Annotated in this window: 16 protein-coding genes; 9 read left to right on the top strand and 7 right to left on the bottom strand. The window is 72.0% G+C overall.

The genetic code is table 11. The annotated features are described in order from the left end of the window. Nucleotides 1-77: 77 nt before the first annotated feature. Nucleotides 78-1703 carry a succinic semialdehyde dehydrogenase gene (locus tag MB828_RS21425; RefSeq protein ID WP_301649605.1) on the top strand — a complete coding sequence of 542 codons (1626 nt, stop codon included), beginning with the start codon at nucleotides 78-80 and terminating at the stop codon, nucleotides 1701-1703. A gap of 111 nt (nucleotides 1704-1814) precedes the next feature. Then, nucleotides 1815-3593, top strand: a complete 1779-nt coding sequence (locus tag MB828_RS21420; protein ID WP_301649604.1) for a GMC family oxidoreductase N-terminal domain-containing protein — start codon at nucleotides 1815-1817, stop codon at nucleotides 3591-3593. 104 nt (nucleotides 3594-3697) lie between these two features. On the opposite strand, the gene MB828_RS21415 is transcribed toward MB828_RS21420, so the two are convergent. Continuing rightward, on the bottom strand, nucleotides 3698-4723 hold the full coding sequence (locus MB828_RS21415; RefSeq protein WP_301649603.1) for an LAETG motif-containing sortase-dependent surface protein: 1026 nt from the start codon (nucleotides 4721-4723) through the stop codon (nucleotides 3698-3700). Between the two features lie 186 nt (nucleotides 4724-4909). On the opposite strand from MB828_RS21415, the gene MB828_RS21410 reads away from it, so the two are divergent. Next, nucleotides 4910-6073 (top strand): hypothetical protein, encoded by a 1164-nt coding sequence (locus MB828_RS21410; RefSeq protein WP_301649602.1) that lies wholly within the window; start codon nucleotides 4910-4912, stop codon nucleotides 6071-6073. A gap of 653 nt (nucleotides 6074-6726) precedes the next feature. Here the strand turns inward: MB828_RS21410 and MB828_RS21405 are convergent. Then, the gene (locus tag MB828_RS21405) at nucleotides 6727-7008 is read right to left on the bottom strand and encodes a chorismate mutase (protein WP_133028828.1); all 282 of its coding nucleotides are present in this window, start codon (nucleotides 7006-7008) and stop codon (nucleotides 6727-6729) included. Nucleotides 7009-7299: 291 nt separating this feature from the next. Here MB828_RS21405 and guaA point away from each other — a divergent pair, with 291 nt between their 5' ends. Further along, nucleotides 7300-8880: a glutamine-hydrolyzing GMP synthase gene (guaA, locus tag MB828_RS21400; protein ID WP_301649601.1), complete on the top strand. Its 1581-nt coding sequence runs from the start codon at nucleotides 7300-7302 to the stop codon at nucleotides 8878-8880. Nucleotides 8881-8945: 65 nt separating this feature from the next. Here the strand turns inward: guaA and MB828_RS21395 are convergent, their stop codons facing one another. Next, nucleotides 8946-9428, bottom strand: a complete 483-nt coding sequence (locus MB828_RS21395) for a pyridoxamine 5'-phosphate oxidase family protein (protein WP_301649600.1) — start codon at nucleotides 9426-9428, stop codon at nucleotides 8946-8948. A 139-nt stretch (nucleotides 9429-9567) separates the two neighbouring features. Here MB828_RS21395 and MB828_RS21390 point away from each other — a divergent pair, with 139 nt between their 5' ends. Then, the gene (locus MB828_RS21390) at nucleotides 9568-10362 is read left to right on the top strand and encodes a class II aldolase/adducin family protein (RefSeq protein ID WP_133028831.1); all 795 of its coding nucleotides are present in this window, start codon (nucleotides 9568-9570) and stop codon (nucleotides 10360-10362) included. Nucleotides 10363-10370: 8 nt separating this feature from the next. Here the strand turns inward: MB828_RS21390 and MB828_RS21385 are convergent, their stop codons facing one another. Next, nucleotides 10371-11258 (bottom strand): DUF4429 domain-containing protein, encoded by an 888-nt coding sequence (locus MB828_RS21385; protein ID WP_301649599.1) that lies wholly within the window; start codon nucleotides 11256-11258, stop codon nucleotides 10371-10373. Between the two features lie 188 nt (nucleotides 11259-11446). Between MB828_RS21385 and MB828_RS21380 the strand changes: the two genes are divergently transcribed. Next, on the top strand, nucleotides 11447-12724 hold the full coding sequence (locus tag MB828_RS21380; protein WP_301649598.1) for a hypothetical protein: 1278 nt from the start codon (nucleotides 11447-11449) through the stop codon (nucleotides 12722-12724). A 212-nt stretch (nucleotides 12725-12936) separates the two neighbouring features. Next, on the top strand, nucleotides 12937-13467 hold the full coding sequence (locus tag MB828_RS21375) for a DoxX family protein (protein WP_301649597.1): 531 nt from the start codon (nucleotides 12937-12939) through the stop codon (nucleotides 13465-13467). On the opposite strand, the gene MB828_RS21370 is transcribed toward MB828_RS21375, so the two are convergent. Both MB828_RS21370 and MB828_RS21365 read right to left on the bottom strand, forming a co-directional pair. Further along, nucleotides 13464-13688, bottom strand: coding sequence for a hypothetical protein (locus MB828_RS21370; protein WP_301649596.1), 225 nt, complete (start codon nucleotides 13686-13688; stop codon nucleotides 13464-13466). The two genes, MB828_RS21375 and MB828_RS21370, sit on opposite strands and share 4 nt — an antisense overlap. Beyond that, a complete protein-coding gene (locus tag MB828_RS21365; RefSeq protein ID WP_301649595.1) occupies nucleotides 13675-15105 on the bottom strand; it encodes a PspC domain-containing protein in 1431 nt (476 codons plus the stop codon). The genes MB828_RS21370 and MB828_RS21365 overlap by 14 nt, the downstream gene beginning before the upstream one ends. 369 nt (nucleotides 15106-15474) lie before the next feature. Between MB828_RS21365 and MB828_RS21360 the strand changes: the two genes are divergently transcribed. Further along, complete coding sequence (locus MB828_RS21360) at nucleotides 15475-16767, top strand: ATP-binding protein (RefSeq protein WP_301649594.1); 1293 nt, start codon at nucleotides 15475-15477, stop codon at nucleotides 16765-16767. After that, nucleotides 16764-17477, top strand: coding sequence for a LuxR C-terminal-related transcriptional regulator (locus MB828_RS21355; RefSeq protein WP_046733134.1), 714 nt, complete (start codon nucleotides 16764-16766; stop codon nucleotides 17475-17477). The genes MB828_RS21360 and MB828_RS21355 overlap by 4 nt, the downstream gene beginning before the upstream one ends. Before the next feature lie 42 nt (nucleotides 17478-17519). Here the strand turns inward: MB828_RS21355 and MB828_RS21350 are convergent, their stop codons facing one another. Further along, entirely contained in the window at nucleotides 17520-18614 is a 1095-nt protein-coding gene (locus tag MB828_RS21350) for an NlpC/P60 family protein (protein WP_301649593.1), read from the bottom strand. Nucleotides 18615-18860: the final 246 nt, after the last annotated feature.

Here is an 18860-nt window from a genome sequence, read left to right as displayed (position 1 = left end):
GGCGGCGTGTGTGTACTCCGTGAAACCGGGTTACCCACGGGTACCCAAAGGCTTCGCTCCCGAATACCCTGCGGCTCATGACGGACTCGCAGGCCCCGGCGCACGCACCGGCCCCCACCGGCACGAACCCCCTCGCTCCCGCCCCCGCGGGGGCCCGAACGGCCGCCGACGTGGTCACGCCCGAGTTGGTCGCCCAGCTCACCAAGGGCGTCGTCGGCTCCGGACGCACGGCCAACCACACGCCGTTCACCGGCGAGAAGCTGGCCGACCTGCCCGAGTCCACCCCCGAGGACGTGGCGAAGGCCTTCGACGCGGCCCGCGCCGCCCAGGCCGTCTGGGCCAAGGTGCCGGTACGGCAGCGCGCCGCCGTCCTGCTCCGCTTCCACGACCTGGTCCTGGAACGGCAGGCCGAGGTCCTCGACCTCATCCAGCTGGAGACCGGCAAGGCCCGCCTGCACGCCCACGAGGAGGTCCAGGCCGTCGCCGTCGCCTCCCGCCACTACGGCCGCAAGGCTCCCTCCTACCTCAGGCCCAAGCGGCACACGGGCGCCATGCCCACCCTCACCAAGGTCACCGAACTGCGCCACCCGCGTGGTGTGGTCGGCCAGATCGCCCCCTGGAACTACCCCCTCGAACTCTCCGTGGGCGACGCGCTCCCCGCCTTCGTCGCGGGCAACGCGGTCGTCATGAAGCCCGACACCGAGACCTGCCTGACCGCGCTGTGGGCGCGTGACCTGCTCATCGAGGCCGGCCTGCCCGCCGACGTCTTCCAGGTCGTCATCGGGGACGGTCCGGTCGTCGGACCCGAGGTCGTCCGGCACGCCGACTACGTCTCGTTCACCGGCTCCACCCGCACCGGCCGCGAGGTCGCCCAGGGCGCCGCGGCCCGTCTCGTCGGCGTCTCCCTCGAACTGGGCGGCAAGAACGCCATGCTGGTCCTCGAGGACGCCGACATCGAGAAGGCGGCCGCCGGCGCGGTCCGCGCCTGCTTCTCCTCGGCGGGCCAGCTGTGCATCTCCATCGAGCGGCTGTACGTCCACGAGTCGATCGCCGACGCCTTCGTCGAGCGCTTCGCCGCCCGTACCAGGGCCATGCGCCTCGGCCGCTCCCTCGCCTACGGCGCCGACATGGGATCCCTGGTCGGCGAACGGCAGTTGGAGACCGTCACCCGGCACGTGGCGGAGGCCGTCGAGAAGGGCGCGACCGTCCTGGCCGGCGGCACCGCCCGCCCCGACGTCGGCCCCTACTTCTACGAACCCACCATTCTCGACGGCGTCGAGGACGCGATGGCCGTCTGCACGGAGGAGACCTTCGGCCCGGTCGTCTCCCTCTACCGCTTCAAGACGGACGACGAGGCGATCGAGCACGCCAACGGCACGCCGTACGGCCTCAATTCCTCGGTCTGGACGAAGAACGGCGGCCGCGGCCGCGCCGTCGCCGCCCGCCTGCGCACCGGCACCGTGAACGTCAACGACGGCTACGCCCCGGCCTACGGCAGCGTCCAGTCCCCGATGGGCGGCATGAAGGACTCGGGCCTGGGCCGCCGCCACGGCTCGGAGGGCATCCTCAAGTACACGGAGGCCCAGACGGTGGCCCAGCAGCGCCTGCTGCCGATGGCCCCCTCACTGGGCATGGACGACGAGAAGTACGCCGCCTTCATGAGCACGAGTCTGAAGGTGATGAAGGCACTGAGGCTGCGTTAGCCGACCCGCTTTTCAGGGGCGCTGGGGGCGCCCCCGGCCGAAGGCTGGGGGAGGAACTGCGCGACCAGCCACCGAGCACCCGCAGTGCACACTCAAAGGGGAGATGGCACGTTGTCTCAGGACACCTATGACTACGACGTCCTGGTCGTCGGCTCCGGCTTCGGCGGCTCCGTGACCGCCCTGCGCCTCACCGAGAAGGGTTACCGCGTCGGCGTCCTGGAAGCCGGCCGCCGCTTCTCCCGCGACACCCTTCCCAAGAACTCCTGGGACATCAGGAACTACCTCTGGGCCCCGCAGCTCGGCTGCTACGGCATCCAGCGCATCCACCTCCTCGGCAACGTCATGGTCCTCGCCGGCGCCGGGGTGGGCGGCGGCTCGCTCAACTACGCCAACACCCTCTACATCCCGCCGAAGCCCTTCTTCGACGACCCCCAGTGGCGGGACATCACGGACTGGCAGGACGAGCTGAAGCCGTACTACGACCAGGCCCAGCGCATGCTCGGGGTGCGGCTCAACCCCACCATGACCCCCTCCGACGTCCACCTGAAGGCGGCGGCGGAGAAACTCGGCGTCGGCGACTCCTTCCACCTCGCCCCGGTCGGCGTCTTCTTCGGCGACGGCAAGGACGCCGACGGCGAGTCGAAGGCGGCCCCCGGCGACCCGGTGGACGACCCCTACTTCGGCGGCGCGGGCCCCGCCCGCAACGCCTGCACCGAGTGCGGCGAGTGCATGACCGGCTGCCGGCACGGCGCGAAGAACACCCTCAACGAGAACTACCTGCACCTCGCCGAACAGGCGGGCGCGGTCGTCCACCCCATGACCACCGTCGTCTCCGTCACCGACGACTCCCAGGGCGGCTACGCGGTCGCGACCCTCCCCACCGACGACAGGAAGAAGGCGAAGGGCCGGATCTTCAAGGCGCGCCGGGTCGTCATCGCCGCCGGCACGTACGGCACCCAGACCCTCCTGCACCGGATGAAGGCGGGCGGCCAGCTCCCGTACCTCTCGGACCGGCTGGGCGACCTCACCCGGACCAACTCCGAGGCCCTGGTGGGCGCCCAGACCGACGACCGCCGCTACCGCAGGGCGCACGGCACCCCGAAGGCCGACTTCACCAAGGGCGTCGCGATCACGTCCTCCATCCATCCGGACGAGAACACGCACATCGAGCCGGTCCGTTACGGCAAGGGCTCCAACGCGATGGGCGGCCTGTCGATCCTCCAGGTGCCGTACGCGGAGGGCTCCTCCCGGGTCCTCGGCTGGCTGGCGAACGCGGCCCGGCACCCGCTCCTGGTGCTGCGCTCGCTCTCCAACCGGCGCTGGTCGGAGCGGACCATCATCGGCCTCGTCATGCAGTCCCTGGACAACTCCCTGACGACCTACCTGAAACCGGACGGCGTCGGCAAGGGCCTGCTCACCGCCCGGCAGGGGCACGGCGCGCCCAACCCCAAGCAGATCAAGGCGGCTTCGGAAGCGGCCACCGTGCTCGCCGCCGAGATCAACGGCTTCGCCGGCAGCAACGTCGGCGAGCTGATGGGCACCCCGCTCACCGCCCACTTCCTCGGCGGCTGCCCGATCGGCGACTCCCGGGAGACCGGGGTCATCGACCCCTACCACCGGCTGTACGGCCACCCGGGCATCTCGGTCGTGGACGGCGCCGCCGTCTCCGCGAACCTGGGGGTGAACCCGTCCCTCACCATCACGGCACAGGCCGAGCGCGCGATGTCGTACTGGCCCAACAAGGGCGAGCCGGACCCGCGGCCGGGGCAGGGCGAGGCGTACCGGCGTCTGCGGCCGGTGGAGCCGAACGAACCGGCGGTCCCGGCGGAGGCGTTCGGCGCTCTGCGGCTGCCGTTCCTGGGGATCCCGGCGGTACCCCCGAAGAAGTAGCCGGGCGGCCGCACACCGAAAAGGGACCTGAGCCCCCCTCCGAGCCCAGGTCCCTCTTCATCGGGTGCGCGGCCGCCGTGTCACGACGGTCCGGGCGACCTTGTCTATGCGCCGGCGCCGGCCTTCCGGCGGCGCACCACGAACACCGCGGCCGCGCCGGCCACCACGGCGGCCCCGCCGACCAGGCCGATGACCGGGAGCGCCGAGCTGGAGCCGGTCTCCGCGAGGTTGCCGGTCGGCAGGTCGGAGACGTTGCCCTGCGGCTTCTTCACGGAGTCCTTGCCGCCGTTGTCGCTCGGCGTGGCGGTACCCGGGTCGGGGTTGGACGAGCCGGCCTGGAGGACCGTGAAGTCGTACTGGGCCCAGCCCTCGGCGATGCAGTCCTGGCCGTCGACCTTGTCGAGGTAGGCACCGGAGCCGAAGGAGTAGGCGTCACCGGCGGGCGCCTTGGCGTCGATGGAGACGCGCAGGTCGACCGACTTGCTCGCGCCCGACTTCAGCTTCTCCACGTAGAAGAAGTAGTCGCCGGCCCAGTCGTCGCTGCCGATCCGGTCCCAGGAGCCGCTGTCGGGGTTCTTGAACTCCAGGTCCACGTACGGGCTGAGGTACTTCGACTCGTCCAGCTCGTAGTTCTCGATCTCGGCGTAGAAGGCGACGCCGTCGATGTCGGCCTTCGACTCGTTCGTCACGGTCAGCTTGAAGGCGTGGAAGCCGTCGCCCGCGACGATCTTGCCGGGCAGGCCCTTGATGTCGGCGGACACCTTGGCGTCGGCGAAGTTCTCGTCGAGGTCCTCGCAGTACGGCACGTCCGGGTCGGACGGGTCCTCGCTGGGCTCGGCCGACTCGGAGGGCTCCGTCGAGGCGGAGGCCGACGCGGAGGCGCTGGCGCTCGCGCTGTCGCTGGGCGAGGCGGAGGCCGACGCGGACTCGGACGCCGAGGCGCTGCCGGTCGGCGAGGCGGAGTCGGACGGGGAGGGCGACGCCGAGTCGCTCGGTATCTCGCTGGGGGCGCTCTCCGTCGCCGTCGGCGTCGGGGTGTCCTCCGCGAACGCGGCCGGCGCGGACAGCAGGGCGAGCGGCGCGATGACAGCCGTGGCGGCTGCCGCGGCCATGGCGCGACGAAGCTTCATGAAGGACCCCCGTGACTCAGGTGCGGCGGGCGGATGTGACCGCAGGTTCCGGTGATGTGACCGGTGAATCCTGTGAATGGTTGCGTCCACATTCACACAATCCTTATGTGACGGTCGTCACTTCACTTTGCCGTTCGGTGGGGTGGTTATCCTCACCCCCGTCGAACGGCCGAGCGAGAGAGTGTCATGTCTGACAGACGGTCCGAGCAGTCGTCGGGGGACGAGCCGTCGTCGTCCTCCTCCATACCCGACGAGGTGTGGGAACAGTTCATGCGTGACAACGAGCGGGACATCCGCGGGTCCGCCCCCAAGGAGCCCTCCGCCCGGGCCCGTGAGGTGACCGAGCGGCTCAAGGGGCGGAAGGGGGAGCCCGAGGGGTGGCGGACCGGGCCCGCCTGGCAGGAGATGAACGGGCGGGCGGCCAGGCGCCGTAAGGGGTGGGCGCTCGTCGGTGTGCCGCTGGTGGTCGCCCTGGCCGTCGTGGCGATGCGCCCGTCCCTGATCCCCGGTGATCCGATCGGCTCGCTCACCGGCACGTCCTCGGGCACGGACACCGCCACCTCGGCCCTCCCCGACGAGACCGCCGCGCCGACGGCACCGCCCTCCGCGGTCGCCCGCGACACCCCCACCCTCGCCCATCCGTTCGCCGGCTCACCGGCGCTGCGCTGGGCCGACGGTACGGCCGGCATCGTGCTGCCGAAGGCCACCGCGCTCGGCGCTATCCCGAAGGCCCGCGTCGAACTGGCCCTCCAGCAGACCAGGAAGCTGCTGATCGACGCCAACCTCAACCCGAAGGTGGTGGCCGGCGCCCGCCCCGGCACCGCGCTCTCGGTGCTCGACCCGGCACAGCCCGGCGTGCTCGACGACCTGAACACCTCACTGCGCAGCCCCAGCAAGACCCACGACCCGCTGTTCCTCTTCAGCCGCTTCGACCCGAAGGAGGTGCGGCCGGCCGGGAAGGTCATCAAGGTGCGCGGCCGGATCACCTTCAAGCAGGGCAAGTTCGAGGGCGTGGCCGTGCACGCCGACTACACCTTCGTCTATCCGGTGGTGCGTGCCGACGGCTCCACCGAGGTCGCGCGCACCATCGTGCGCCGTGTCGTCGACACCGAACTGTCCGACCCCGCGCACTACCGGGTCACCCCCGGCCGGCTGAACCTGCTGCGCTACGACGAGTCTGCGGGCAACTCGTCCTGCGACGTGTACGACGGCTATCTGCACCCGCAGTTCCCCTCGCAGCTGTCCAGCGGGGGCGGCGCCGACCCGACCGGTCCGTCCGTCGACCCGTACGACCGCAGCCGCGACATCGGTGCGGCACCGGACGGGTGCAACGCGTTGAGCCGCACCTGAGCCGAGTCTCCGGGAACACCCGGGTCTCCGGGAACAGGCGAAGGGCCCCGCGGGACGGAGCCGCGGGGCCCTTCTTCCGTCAGCACCGACGTCAGGGCAGCGCCGGTGCCGGGGAGCGGCGCCGGGGGGTTGCGCCGCTGGTCTCTGTGCCCTGTACCACCGTCCGTGACCCTGGGTCGGCGCCCCGGCGCACTGGGGGTGTACGGCGGGTCTGGACCTTTGGCGGACGGTCGGCACACGGCAATACCCTTGCCTGAACCGGGACTTGGGACCTGCGAAGGCCTTGGTGGCCTTCTCTGCATCGTGCTGGATGTCCGCGGCCTCCGCAACCGTTTGACCCAGCCCTTGTGCATTTTTGCAATTTTCCGCCGGTCGGCCCCGGGCGTCCCCGGAGCCGGCCGTATCTTGGGTGACCGGGCTGCTGTCCCCTGCCGTCCGGTCACTTGACTGGAGCGAGGTCCCACGACGCACGGCACGTTCCGTACGTCTCATCGCTCCAGCGAGCCACGCGTGGTTTTTCGGGCCCGCCCCTGGCTGGCACGGACACCCCACCAACGAAGCCGCCCGGGTGCCGGTCACGCGCCGTACGGGTGAGAGCCGTACCGAACTCAGATCCGCCCGACTCAGATACGCCCTACTCGGATGCGCCCGACTCAGATACGGCCCCGGCACAGCTCCAGCAGCGTCATCGCGAGGGCCGTGCCGGGCCTGCCGAGCGCGTCGCGCCAGTGGCCGAGGATCTCCGTCTCGCGGGAGAGGTTCACCCGCCGGCCGCCGGAGGCGACCCGGGCCTCCTGGACGACGGCGGAGACGGCCATCCGTTCCTGGATCAGTCCGATGATCCGATCGTCCAGTGCGTCGATGCGCTCGCGCGCACCGCTGATCACGTCGGCGGCCTCGGGGGTACGGGCACCGGTCACATCGAGAGCGGTCATGTCGGGCTCCTCGTCTACGGGATCCCCGGGGCCGCCCGGACCGGCATGATCCGGAGAAACACCAGGCGCCCCGGACCTTGTCGGCCCGGGGCGCCTGGGGAAGTCGCTTGTCAGTTGCTCAAGCAGCACGACCATGGCAGCCGGTGGGCCGGTCGCCATAGGTAAACAGGAAGGTCGTCTGGGTGAGCATGGGGGCGAGTATGCCACAGAACCCTGATCCGGGAGCCGCCCCGGCGAGCCCCGTTAGAATCGATGACACAGACCCCCGCCCAGACCGCCGGAAGGCACCCCGTGTCATCAGCGACTCCCGCTGCCGCCGCTCCCGACACCGTCCTGGTCGTCGACTTCGGCGCGCAGTACGCCCAGCTCATCGCCCGTCGCGTCCGCGAGGCCCGGGTCTACAGCGAGATCGTGCCCAGCACCATGCCGGTCGCCGAGATGCTCGCCAAGAACCCGGCGGCGATCATCCTCTCCGGCGGCCCCTCGTCCGTGTACGAGGAGGGCGCCCCCCGCCTGGACCGCGCGCTCTTCGAGGCCGGCGTCCCCGTCTTCGGCATGTGCTACGGCTTCCAGCTGATGGCGCAGGTCCTCGGCGGCACCGTCGACAACACCGGTGCCCGTGAGTACGGCCGCACCGACCTGCACGTCTCCAAGTCGGCCTCCACCCTGTTCGAGGGCACCCCCGCCGAGCAGCACGTGTGGATGTCGCACGGCGACGCCTGCTCCGCCGCCCCCGAGGGCTTCGCCGTCACGGCGTCCACGGACGTCGTGCCGGTCGCCGCCTTCGAGAACGACGAGCGCAAGCTCTACGGCGTCCAGTACCACCCGGAGGTCATGCACTCCACGCACGGCCAGCAGGTCCTGGAGCACTTCCTGTACCGCGGCGCGGGCCTCAAGCCCACCTGGACCACGGGCAACGTGATCGACGAGCAGGTCGCCGCGATCCGCGAGCAGGTCGGCGACAGGCGCGCCATCTGCGGCCTGTCCGGCGGCGTCGACTCCGCGGTGGCCGCCGCCCTGGTGGCCCGTGCCATCGGCGACCAGCTGACCTGCGTGTACGTCGACCACGGCCTGATGCGCAAGGGCGAGACCGAGCAGGTCGAGAAGGACTTCGTGGCCGCGACCGGCGTCAAGCTGGTCGTCGTCGACGCCGAGGCCCGCTTCCTCGAAGCGCTGGCCGGTGTCTCCGACCCGGAGCAGAAGCGGAAGATCATCGGCCGCGAGTTCATCCGCGTCTTCGAGCAGGCCCAGGCCGAGATCATCGCGGACGCGGGCCCGGCCGTGGAGTTCCTGGTCCAGGGCACCCTCTACCCGGACGTCGTGGAGTCCGGCGGCGGCACCGGCACCGCGAACATCAAGTCGCACCACAACGTCGGCGGGCTGCCGGAGGACCTCGAGTTCAAGCTGATCGAGCCGCTCCGCAAGCTCTTCAAGGACGAGGTCCGGATGGTCGGCCAGGAACTGGGCCTGCCCGAGGAGATCGTCCAGCGTCAGCCCTTCCCCGGTCCGGGCCTCGGCATCCGGATCGTCGGCGAGGTCACCAAGGAGCGGCTCGACCTGCTCCGCGACGCCGACGCCATCGCCCGCGAGGAGCTCACCGCGGCCGGCCTCGACCGTGACATCTGGCAGTGCCCCGTGGTGCTGCTCGCGGACGTCCGCTCCGTCGGCGTCCAGGGCGACGGCCGTACCTACGGCCACCCGATCGTGCTGCGCCCGGTCTCCTCCGAGGACGCCATGACGGCCGACTGGTCCCGCCTGCCGTACGACGTCCTCGCGAAGATCTCCACCCGGATCACCAACGAGGTCCGCGACGTCAACCGCGTCGTCCTCGACGTCACCTCGAAGCCGCCGGGCACCATCGAGTGGGAGTAGGCCCCAGGCCCCCTTCCCGGGCTCCTCGGGAGCTCCGGGCTTGGGGCTTCGGGGCTGGCGGGGGCTCAGGTGCGCTTGACCGTGCGCACCGGCCCACCGGGCCGCCAGGACTCGACGACCAGGTAGGTGTCGTCCTCGACGTAGGTCCGCACGACCTCCGTCAGCTCGGTACGGAAGAGGTGGAACGGCCCCTCGGGCGGTTCCACCTCCCGCGCGTACGGTCCCTTCACCGCCGGGTCCGTCACCTCGTACGCCCGGCCGCTGATCCGGATGTCCCCGGTGCCGCCCATCGCGGTGCCCTCCCCGGGGTTGGCCTGGAGCGCGAACCTCGGGTCCCGCAGCAGGTCCAGGGCCTTCACCGAGTTCGGCATCATGCCGAACCGGAGCTCGCCGTCCAGGAACTGGACCTCCAGTCCCGAGGTGCGGGGCGAACCGTCCTTGCGGAGCGTGGCGAGGACGTGGTGCCGGTAGGGGGCGAAGCGCTCCTGTGCGGTGTGCGCCAGCTCGGGCGCGGCGGCGGTGAAGGCCGCCCAGTTCGTACGCGTCATGAGCGCCAGTCTCGTAGCGATTCCCGACATCTTCTGTCGTGAATTGCTCGCGCGCGTCATCTTTACGGAACAGCTCTGTTTTCCTGCACTGACCGGCGGTAACTTCCGCCCGTAACACAAACCCAGTGCTGGAGGACCTATGCACGGGCCCACGCCGCCCCTGCCGCTGCCCACCGATCAGCTCCGGTTCGCGATGCCGCCGATGCACGAGTCGCTCGACGACGAGCGCCGGCATCGCAAGGAACGGCTCGCGGGCGCGCTGCGGATCTTCGGCCGGGCCGGGCTCGAGGACGGTGTGTCCGGGCACATCACCGCCCGCGACCCCGAGTACTCGAACTGCTTCTGGGTCAACCCGTTCGGCATGCCGTTCAAGCACGTCACCGTCAGTGACCTGGTGCTGGCCAACCAGGACGGCCAGGTCATCGAGGGCCGCTACCACGTCAACCAGGCCGCCTTCACCGTGCACGCCCAGGTGCACGCGGCCCGCCCGGACGTCGTCGCCGTCGCCCACTGCCACTCCGTGCACGGCCGCGCCCTGTCCGCCCTCGGCGACCTGCTCGACCCCATCAGCCAGGAGAGCTGCGCCTTCTACGAGGACCACGCCCTCTACGACGCCTACACGGGGGTCGCCGTCGACGCCGAGGAGGGCCGCCGGATCGCCACCGCCCTTGGCTCCCGCAAGGCGCTGGTGCTGCGCAACCACGGGCTGCTCACCGTCGGCGACTCCGTCGACGCGGCCGCCTGGTGGTTCCTGTCGATGGAACGCTCCGCGCAGGTCCAGCTGACCGCGAAGGCGGCCGGCCGGCCGCTGCTCATCGACCACAAACTGGCCGTCGCCACCCGCGAACAACTCGGCGGCGACCTGGTGGCCTGGATCAACTACCAGCCGCTGTGGCAGGACATCAGCCGCAGCGAACCGGACCTGCTGAGCTGACCCACCGCTCAGAAACCCCGCAGCACGGCCGCCTTCGTCCGCGCGAACTCCTCGTCCGTGAGCACCCCGTCCCGGTGCAGCTCGCCCAGCTCCCGCAGCCGGCGCAGCAGTATGTCGCGGTGGTCGGCCGGCCGACGCGGCAGGGGAACCGGCGACCGGTCCCGGTCGGCGCACTCGGTGGCCGGCCGGGCCGACGGATGCGGCAGCCGGGCCGTGACCGCCGCCGCGACCAGCGCCGTCAGCAGATCGCGGCGGACACTGCCCCACAGGTCGAGCGCGTACGGGTCGCGCTCCGCCGGCAGTTTCGAGAACACCGTCTCCCGGGTCACGAACCGCAGGAAACCGTCCCAGTGGCCGGAGTTGGGCAGCCACTCCACCCGCACCAGATCGCCGACGCCGATGATCCGCGGCCCGGTCGCCCGCTTCACCCGGTCCGAGGTGTCCGCCCAGTCGATCCTGACCCGGGTGCCGTCGAAGGACACCGTCCCGTCCGAGGACCGCACCGACACCGGCACCGGCGGCCCCGGCAGCAGGTACGCCTCCGTGGGCTCGCCCGGGACCTGGTCCAGCAGCAGCGACTGCCGGATCTCCGCCGCGACGTACTCGGCCACCCCGGACCGGTCCGCGTCCACCGTCAGCCGGTACGGATCCGCCGCCTCCGGCAGCCGGCCGCCGGTCGCCTGCAACAACGGGTCCGCGCCCTCGCGCAGCCGCATCCGCAGCCGCCCCCGCTTGCGCTCCTGCTCGTACACCACCCCGGACACCGCTTCCAGGGGCACGACGATCTCCCCGTAGGTCTGCCGGAACAGCGGTACGGAGCGGTGGCGACCCGGCGTGATCCGGACCGTACTGCCGTCGAAGGCCCAGGTCCCGTCCCGCTGGATGATCTCGGCCATGGGGGGATTCTCGCAGCCGGGTCAACCTGTCCTCCGTACCTTCACTCGTCGTGACCAGCCTGCTGACCGAGAACGGCGTGGCGTAGGGCACAATTCGCTCTCGACACAAGGCAGTTGCACGGCGTCGTCCGGCCCCGGGGAGGGCCCTGCGCGCCGTGCCCCGGGCGTGGGGAAGGCTGGGGTCGGACGTGGCGGTGCAGGAGGCGAGGCAGGGCGCCCGTTCGGGGGCCCACGGCGGCGGCTGCACGTGCGGGGACTGCCCGCACGGAGCCCGCGAGGGGCATCGGCGGGCGGTCGCCGAATTCCTCCTCAAACGGGACGAGTTCGCGGCCGGGCAGGGGCTGCCCGCGGCGGTGGCCCACTCGGCCTCCGCCTCCCGGCAGTGGGTCTCCGAGGAACTGGCCCAGTCCGCCGAGGCCGTCGCCGACCGCGGCCGCGCCGAGGGCGGGGCCTGGCTCGCCCGGCTCTGGCTGCGCACCGTGGTCACGGTGTGGGGCGCCGTCCTGGCGCTGCTCCTCGGCCAGGCCCTCACCGCGATCGGCGCGGGCTGGACCAGTGCCCGCACCGCGGGACTGCTCGCCGCCGTGACCGTGGCCCTCGCCGTCAGCGCCGCCTCCTGGTTCCACCGGGCGCGCGGCGGTGTGCTCGCGCCCGTCATCGGTGAGGACAACCGCATGTCCACCTCCCGCACCGTCGCCGCCTCCTGGGTTCTCCTCGTCGCCTACGCCGTCCTCGTGCTGGCCGGCCGCCTGGCCGCCGCCTCCTCGCCCGCCGACCGGGACGCCCTCATCTCCGGCCTCGACCTGGCCCGCGGCGCCGGGGTGGTGACCGTCCTCGCCGTGGTCAGCGGGATCGCCGTGCTGGTCCGCCGGGTGGTCGGGCTGCGGATCCTCGGCCAGCGCCTGCAGAAGGTGCGCGCCCACCGCCCGCGCGCCGCCGACCTCCTCACCGACGACTCGGGCCGGGGCACCTTCGCCGACATCCAGTACGTCGTGATCAGCGCCGTCGCCCTGGTCTTCGCCGCGGTACGCCTCGCCCGCCGCCCCGACCAGCTCCCCGACCTGCCCTGGGGCCTCGCGACGGTGGTACTGATCTCCGCCGCGACCTACCTGGCCGGCAAGTACGCCGAGGGTGGCCGGCCGATGATCCTCTCCGTCGTCCGCGCCCGCGAGGCCGGTGACCTGGACGCCCCGATCCGCACCGGCGACGACATCGAGATCCGCGGCACCGGCTTCGTCCCGCCCGGCGCCCAGACCGCCGACCGGCTCTCCCGCATGGTCGTCCGTATCGGTGCCGTCAACGTCCACGTCCCGCTGGTCCCCGTCGCCGGCGGCTTCAGCAATCCCACGGACGACGTCCTCACCGTCCCCGTCCCCGCCGAGGTGGAACCCGGTTCGGTCGAGGTACAGGTGGTCACGGCGGCCGGGGTGGCCACCAACCGGTGCGTGGTCGAGGTGACGGACTGAACCGCCCGAGCGGAACCGCGGGGTGAGTGACGGGCCGGATGGCCGCCCCTGCTCGCCGCTGACCCACCTTGCCCACCTTTCACCACTGTCACGGGTGACGAAGACCAGCCGAAATTCGGAAAATCGCCCCGAGAAGGATTGAGCCGGTCGCCGCTGTCGTACGTATGGTCTGTTGAGGGCCCGGGCACGGCGGCGAGAGGCGGCTACTGGCGATGACTCACGGCATTCGTACGGACACGCACTCCCCCTATCTCGACGGTGATCGCGGTCTGCGGGAGACCGCCACCCGATACGCCCTCCTTCCCCTGCGGATCTTCCTCGGCGTGACCTTCATCTACGCCGGGCTGGACAAGCTGACCGACAGCGCCTTCCTGAAGTCCGGCGGCTCGGGATCCATCGGCGACACCATGCGCGCCGTCCGGGACTCCGCCGCCATCCCGGCCCTGGTCGACCTGGCCCTGAAGAACCCGGTCGGCTTCGGCACCGCGATCGCCATCGGTGAGCTGGCCGTCGGCCTCGGCACGCTCTTCGGCCTGCTGGCCCGCCTCGCCGCCCTCGGCGGCGCGCTGATCTCGCTCAGCCTCTGGCTCACGGTCAGCTGGGCCAACTCCCCGTACTACTACGGGAACGACCTCGCCTACCTGATGGCCTGGCTCCCGCTGGTCCTGGCCGGCGCCCCCTACCTCTCCCTGGACGCGATGCTCCGGTCCCGGCGCCGACAGCGGTCCGGGGGACTGCGCTAGGGCGTACCCTCCGGGCGGGCGGTGGTGCGGCGGCGCCTGCGTATTGCCCGGGTCAGGGACGCCGTCACGGCGGCCAGGACGAGACCGGCCACCATCGCCGGGACGACCGCGAACCACTCGGTCTCCCAGAGGCCGCCCGCGTCGCCGGCGTAGGCGATCCCCGACGCCGTCAGGAAGACACCGACGATCAGCCGCCCGGGCTGGAACTCATGCCGCAGCACGGGTCACCTCCACCTGTCCGGCGCCGACCCGGAGGTCCAGGTCCAGCGTGCCCGTGTGTTTCGCGCCGCTCGTCGGCGGCAGCGTCACGTCCTTGTGCCTGCCCGGCTCCACGTCCACGTCCTTCTCGTCGTCACCGGGCAACTGGATGTCGCCCACCCCCACGTCGATGCGCATCCGCACCGTCACGTCCGCCGGCACCACGATCTTCAGCTGGCCGGCGCTCACCTCGGCCGCCGTCGACACCGTCCGCCCGTCGGCGACGCGTATGTGCGTCAGGTCGAGGGTGCCGACCCCGGTCCCCAGGTCGTACTCCGACGCCACCTGGGCCGCCGTCGCCGGGGTCCAGGACACGCGTGACCAGTGCGTGGTGATGTCGGACGGCAGGGCCGTCGCCCCCGCCAGCAGCGCCGCCGTGACGAGCGCCAGGAACAGCGAGCCCGCCCCCGTACGCCCCAGGAACGAGCTGACCGCCGTACCCACGCCGAACACGATCAGCGCCGCGGCCAGACCGCTCTGGAGGCTGGTGCCCAGGGGGTGCGTGTCCCAGGTGAGGCCCGTGCCCAGGGCGCCCGCCAGCAGCGCGAACAGGAAGATCCAGCCGCCGATCCAGTGCGGTCCGCGGGGCTCCCGGGGCCCGGGGGGCGCGCCACGGCGGGCGGAGACCTCCGGGCCGTGGACCCACGGGGTGCCGAGCCGGAAGTCGATCCCCGGGGCGTCGGGGCCGCGGACGTCGGCCGGACCCCACAGGTAGCCGGTGCCTCCGACATGGGTGCCGTCCTTCACGATCGGGTCGCGCCACCACGACGGGTAGGAGACCGGGATCGGCGGGGCCTGGGCCTCCGGCGGGGCGTCGGCCACCGCCTGGGCGGACAGCGGGTCCGGGTCGGGGGCACCGCGCCGCCGCGACCAGTACCCGGCGCCCGCCAGCAGAACGGACAGCACGACCGCGAAGGCCAGCACCCCGCCGTTCTTGATCATCGTCAGCAGCACTCCGCAGCCGACCAGGGCGAACAGCACGGCCGCCAGGGCCTGCCCGTCGACCCGGCCGGTCAGCAGCTTGCGGACCTCGTTCTCCTCGTCGTCCTCGTACGGCACGAAGAGCCAGGCGAAGCCGTAGAAGAGGAGGCCGATGCCGCCGGTCGCGGCCAGCACGGCCAGGGTGATACGGAAGATCACCGGGTCCAGGTCCGTGTGGCGCCCGAGCCCCGCGCACACGCCCGCGATCATCTTGTGCCGGCGGTCCCGCCGGAACGGGGGGAAGTCCTCCCCGGCCGGTTCCGCGGGCGCACCGGAGGCGGCCCCCGGCGCGGTCGCCTCCGTCGCGGCGGGCGCGGCATCCGACGGCCCGGTGCCCGAGGCGGGCCGCGGGCCGGGGCCGGGTCCCGGACCCGTCGCGGCGTGCTCGTGATCTGTCATGAGTCAATGGTGACGGCCGCGCCGCCCCGACGGCAGTCGGGACGACCCTGGCAGAACCCTGAAATCCGCCCCGAGACCGGACCGGGAAGCGTTCGAAGGACCCGGAGCCGCCGTGGGAGACGGGCGCCGCCGCGAGGCAATTCGAAGATGAGCCCGCAGGAAAATCCGAAGATCAGCCGTAAAGAAATCCGAAGATCGGCTGATGGGTGATCCGACTTCAGCCGCGAGGAGATCCGAAGACCGCTGCGAAGAGATCCGAAGACAACTGCGAGGAGTTCCGAAGACAGCCGCGAGGAGATCCGGAGATCAGGGGAGGATCCGGGGTCGACCCTGATGCTCCGCGACCGCGGGCGTGTGAACATCGGTGGCATGCCGGAAGCCGCAGCAGTGCCCCTCGACGACCCGCGGCCGCCGCGCAAGCTCTACCGCAGCAGCGACGGCCGCTGGCTCGGCGGAGTGGCGCGGGGCCTCGCCGGGCACCTCGGGCTGCCCGTCGTCTGGGTCCGGCTCGTCTTCGTCGGCCTGTTCATGGCCAACGGCCTCGGCGCGCTGCTGTACGCCGCGTTCTGGTTCTTCGTGCCCCTCGGCGTCGGCGGGGTCGGCGGTCAGAAGCCGCCGTCCCTGGTCGCCACCGAGACCTCGGCGGACGGCCGCCGCAGACTCGTCGCCCGCAAACCGGACCGGGGCCAGATCGTCGCCCTGCTCCTCATGGTCGTCGTGTCCCTGGTGTTCGTGGGCAGCATCAACCTGACCGGCGGCGCCAAGGCCTATCTCCTGCCCGCGGTCCTGGTCGCCGCCGGTGTCGCCCTGGTCTGGCGCCAGGCGGACAACGCCCGCCGGGCCCGCTGGGTCGAGGTCGGCAGCAGGCGGCGGACGCTCAGCCTGCTGCGGGCGGGCTTCGGCGTCCTGCTCGTCACCGCCGGTGTCACGGGCGTCTTCGTCATGCAGGGCTCCGCCGCGCACATCGGCGCGGTGCTCCAGGCCGCGCTCGCCGTGGTCGTCGGCATCACGCTGCTCGCCGGCCCGTATCTGGTGCGGATGACCCAGGACCTCTCCGAGGAACGGCTGATGCGCATCCGCGCCCAGGAGCGTGCCGAGGTCGCCGCCCACGTCCACGACTCCGTGCTGCACACGCTCACCCTGATCCAGCGCAACGCGGAGAACGCCGGCGAGGTGCGCCGTCTCGCCCGCGCCCAGGAACGCGACCTGCGCACCTGGCTGTACAAGCCCGAGGGCACCGGCAAGGACGAGGCCGACGAACCCGCCACCCTCGCCGACGCGGTCCGGCGCAGCGCCGCCGAGGTCGAGGACAAGCACGGCGTACCCATCGAGGTCGTGGTGGTCGGGGACTGCCCGCTCGACGAACGGACCGGCGCGCAGATGCAGGCCGCGCGCGAGGCGATGGTCAACGCCGCCAAGTACGGTGGCGAGGGCGGTGCCGTCCAGGTCTACGCCGAGGTCGAGGGCAGAACGGTCTTCGTGTCCGTCCGCGACCGCGGTCCGGGGTTCGATCCCGACTCGATACCCGCCGACCGCATGGGTGTCAGAGAATCGATCATCGGCCGGATGGAGCGCCACGGGGGCACGGCACGTCTGCGGTCCGTACCGGGCGGCGGCACGGAGGTCGAGCTGGAGATGGAGAGGGCGGAGAACACGTCATGAGCGACGCGACCGAGGCGAACGGCCCGGCGGAAGGCACGGAGAAGTCCGGGCGCCGGGTGCGGGTGGTGCTCGTCGACGACCACCGGATGTTCCGTACGGGTGTCCAGGCGGAGATCGGCCAGACCGAGCAGACCGGTGTCGAGGTGGTCGGGGAGGCCGCCGACGTCGACCAGGCGGTCTCGGTGATCACCGCGACACGACCCGAGGTGGTCCTCCTCGACGTGCACCTGCCGGGCGGCGGCGGGGTCGAGGTGCTGCGCCGGTGCGCCCCGTTGGCGGCGGACGCCGAGCAGCCGGTGCGCTTCCTCGCGCTGTCCGTGTCCGACGCCGCGGAGGACGTGATCGGGGTGATCCGGGGCGGGGCCCGAGGCTACGTCACCAAGACGATCACCGGCACCGACCTGGTCGACTCGATCTTCCGGGTCCAGGAGGGCGACGCCGTCTTCTCCCCACGGCTCGCCGGGTTCGTGCTGGACGCCTTCGCCTCCACCGACGCCCCACCGGTCGACGAGGACCTCGACCGCCTCACCCAGCGCGAGCGCGAGGTCCTGCGCCTCATCGCCCGCGGCTATGCCTACAAGGAGATCGCCAAGCAGCTGTTCATCTCCGTGAAGACGGTCGAGTCCCATGTCTCGGCGGTACTGCGGAAGTTGCAGCTGTCCAACCGGCACGAGCTGACCCGCTGGGCGACGGCGCGCCGCCTGGTCTGAACCACCGGCGCGGACCGTCGCGTGGGCCGCCCCGTGGGTTGCTCAGACGACCCGCGTGGCCCCCGCGAAGGGCATCTCGTCGACGGGGGCGATCCGCACCGGGGCCGACGGGTTGGGCGCGTGGATCATCTGGCCGTTGCCGATGTAGATGCCGACGTGGCTGATGCCCGAGTAGAAGAACACCAGGTCGCCCGGCTCGAGTTCGGAGCGGGAGACGCGGCGGCCGGCGTTGATCTGCGCGTAGGTGGTGCGGGGGATGGAGACTCCGGCGGAGCGGTAGGCGGCCTGGGCGAGGCCCGAGCAGTCGAAGGCGTCCGGGCCCGTCGCGCCCCACACGTAAGGGCTGCCGAGTTTCGAGTAGGCATAGGCGACGGCGGCCGCGGCACGGGAGTCGGGGGCGGCGACACTGCCCGGGGTGAGGGTGTCGCGGCCGTCCGAGGCCGAGCGGGAGGCACGGCCGGTCCCGCCGGAGCCGAAGCCGGAGCCGACGTCAGTGCCGGTGCCGTCCGCCGTGGCCGCCGTCCGCTGCTCCGGCGACAGCCGGTCCAGCAGCCGCCGGGCCTCGTCGAGCTTGCCGTTGATCGTGGCCTTCTGCCGCTTCAGCTCGGCCAGCCGGGACCGCAGCGACGTCAGCTCGCCGTGCGCCGCGTCGTGCAGCTGCTCGATCTCCCGCAGTTGTCCGCGCACCCGCGACACCGCGACGGCCTGCCGGTCGCCGACCCGTTCGGCCAACGCGGCGTCGTCCAGGTACCGGTCGGGATCGCTGGACAGCGCCAGCTGCCAGGCCGGGTCGATACCACCGTCGCGGTACTGCGCGGCGGCCGTCGCACCGAGCGCGTCCCGCGCGGAGTTGAGTTCCACCTCCTGGCGGGCGGCCTCGTCCTGCAGAGACGTCAGCCGTCGCTGGGCCGCACCGGCCTTGTCCTTCGCGCCGTCGTACTTCTGGGTGGCCGTCTCGGCCTCCTGGTACAGCCGGTCCACCTTGGCCTTGACCTGCGCGGGCGTCAGTTGCGGCTCGGCGTGTCCGACCCCGTCGAAGCCCGCCGCGGTGGCCGCGCCCGCCAGGGCGAGGGTGACGGCCGTGCGGGCCGTATGACCGCCGAGCGGGCTCTGCCGGGGCTTGCGGTGCGCTGCCACCTGGGCTGTTCACGTCCTTTCGTACGACCGCCGGTCGTCCGTCCGAACGCCAGGGGGAGCGCGCGTACGGCCGCGGGAGCGCGGATTGCGCGTCCGGCGGCGGCCGGCACAGGGGGAGCGGGCCGCCGCCGGACTCTTTCGGCGGTGGTGTCCGACTGCCGCCCCTGGCCCGGGCGGCGGTGGGGAGTCGGTCACCTGGGGGAGGACGCTAGGCCCGACTGTGTCGTCCTGGTAACGCGATGCACG

It is taken from the genome of Streptomyces arenae (assembly GCF_022343545.1).
Taxonomy (GTDB): domain Bacteria; phylum Actinomycetota; class Actinomycetes; order Streptomycetales; family Streptomycetaceae; genus Streptomyces; species Streptomyces humi.
Note: the sequence above shows the minus strand (reverse complement) of the source record. Positions and strands in the feature narration are given on the sequence as shown.

Excerpts from the sequence above, each read along its gene's own strand:
- MB828_RS21415 (WP_301649603.1), bottom strand. The coding sequence starts at position 4,723 with ATGAAGCTTCGTCGCGCCATGGCCGCGGCAGCCGCCACGGCTGTCATC.
- MB828_RS21375 (WP_301649597.1), top strand. The coding sequence starts at position 12,937 with ATGACTCACGGCATTCGTACGGACACGCACTCCCCCTATCTCGACGGT.
- MB828_RS21425 (WP_301649605.1), top strand. The coding sequence starts at position 78 with ATGACGGACTCGCAGGCCCCGGCGCACGCACCGGCCCCCACCGGCACG.
- MB828_RS21385 (WP_301649599.1), bottom strand. The coding sequence starts at position 11,258 with ATGGCCGAGATCATCCAGCGGGACGGGACCTGGGCCTTCGACGGCAGT.
- MB828_RS21360 (WP_301649594.1), top strand. The coding sequence starts at position 15,475 with ATGCCGGAAGCCGCAGCAGTGCCCCTCGACGACCCGCGGCCGCCGCGC.
- MB828_RS21410 (WP_301649602.1), top strand. The coding sequence starts at position 4,910 with ATGTCTGACAGACGGTCCGAGCAGTCGTCGGGGGACGAGCCGTCGTCG.
- MB828_RS21395 (WP_301649600.1), bottom strand. The coding sequence starts at position 9,428 with ATGACGCGTACGAACTGGGCGGCCTTCACCGCCGCCGCGCCCGAGCTG.
- MB828_RS21365 (WP_301649595.1), bottom strand. The coding sequence starts at position 15,105 with ATGACAGATCACGAGCACGCCGCGACGGGTCCGGGACCCGGCCCCGGC.
- MB828_RS21355 (WP_046733134.1), top strand. The coding sequence starts at position 16,764 with ATGAGCGACGCGACCGAGGCGAACGGCCCGGCGGAAGGCACGGAGAAG.
- MB828_RS21390 (WP_133028831.1), top strand. The coding sequence starts at position 9,568 with ATGCACGGGCCCACGCCGCCCCTGCCGCTGCCCACCGATCAGCTCCGG.
- MB828_RS21405 (WP_133028828.1), bottom strand. The coding sequence starts at position 7,008 with ATGACCGCTCTCGATGTGACCGGTGCCCGTACCCCCGAGGCCGCCGAC.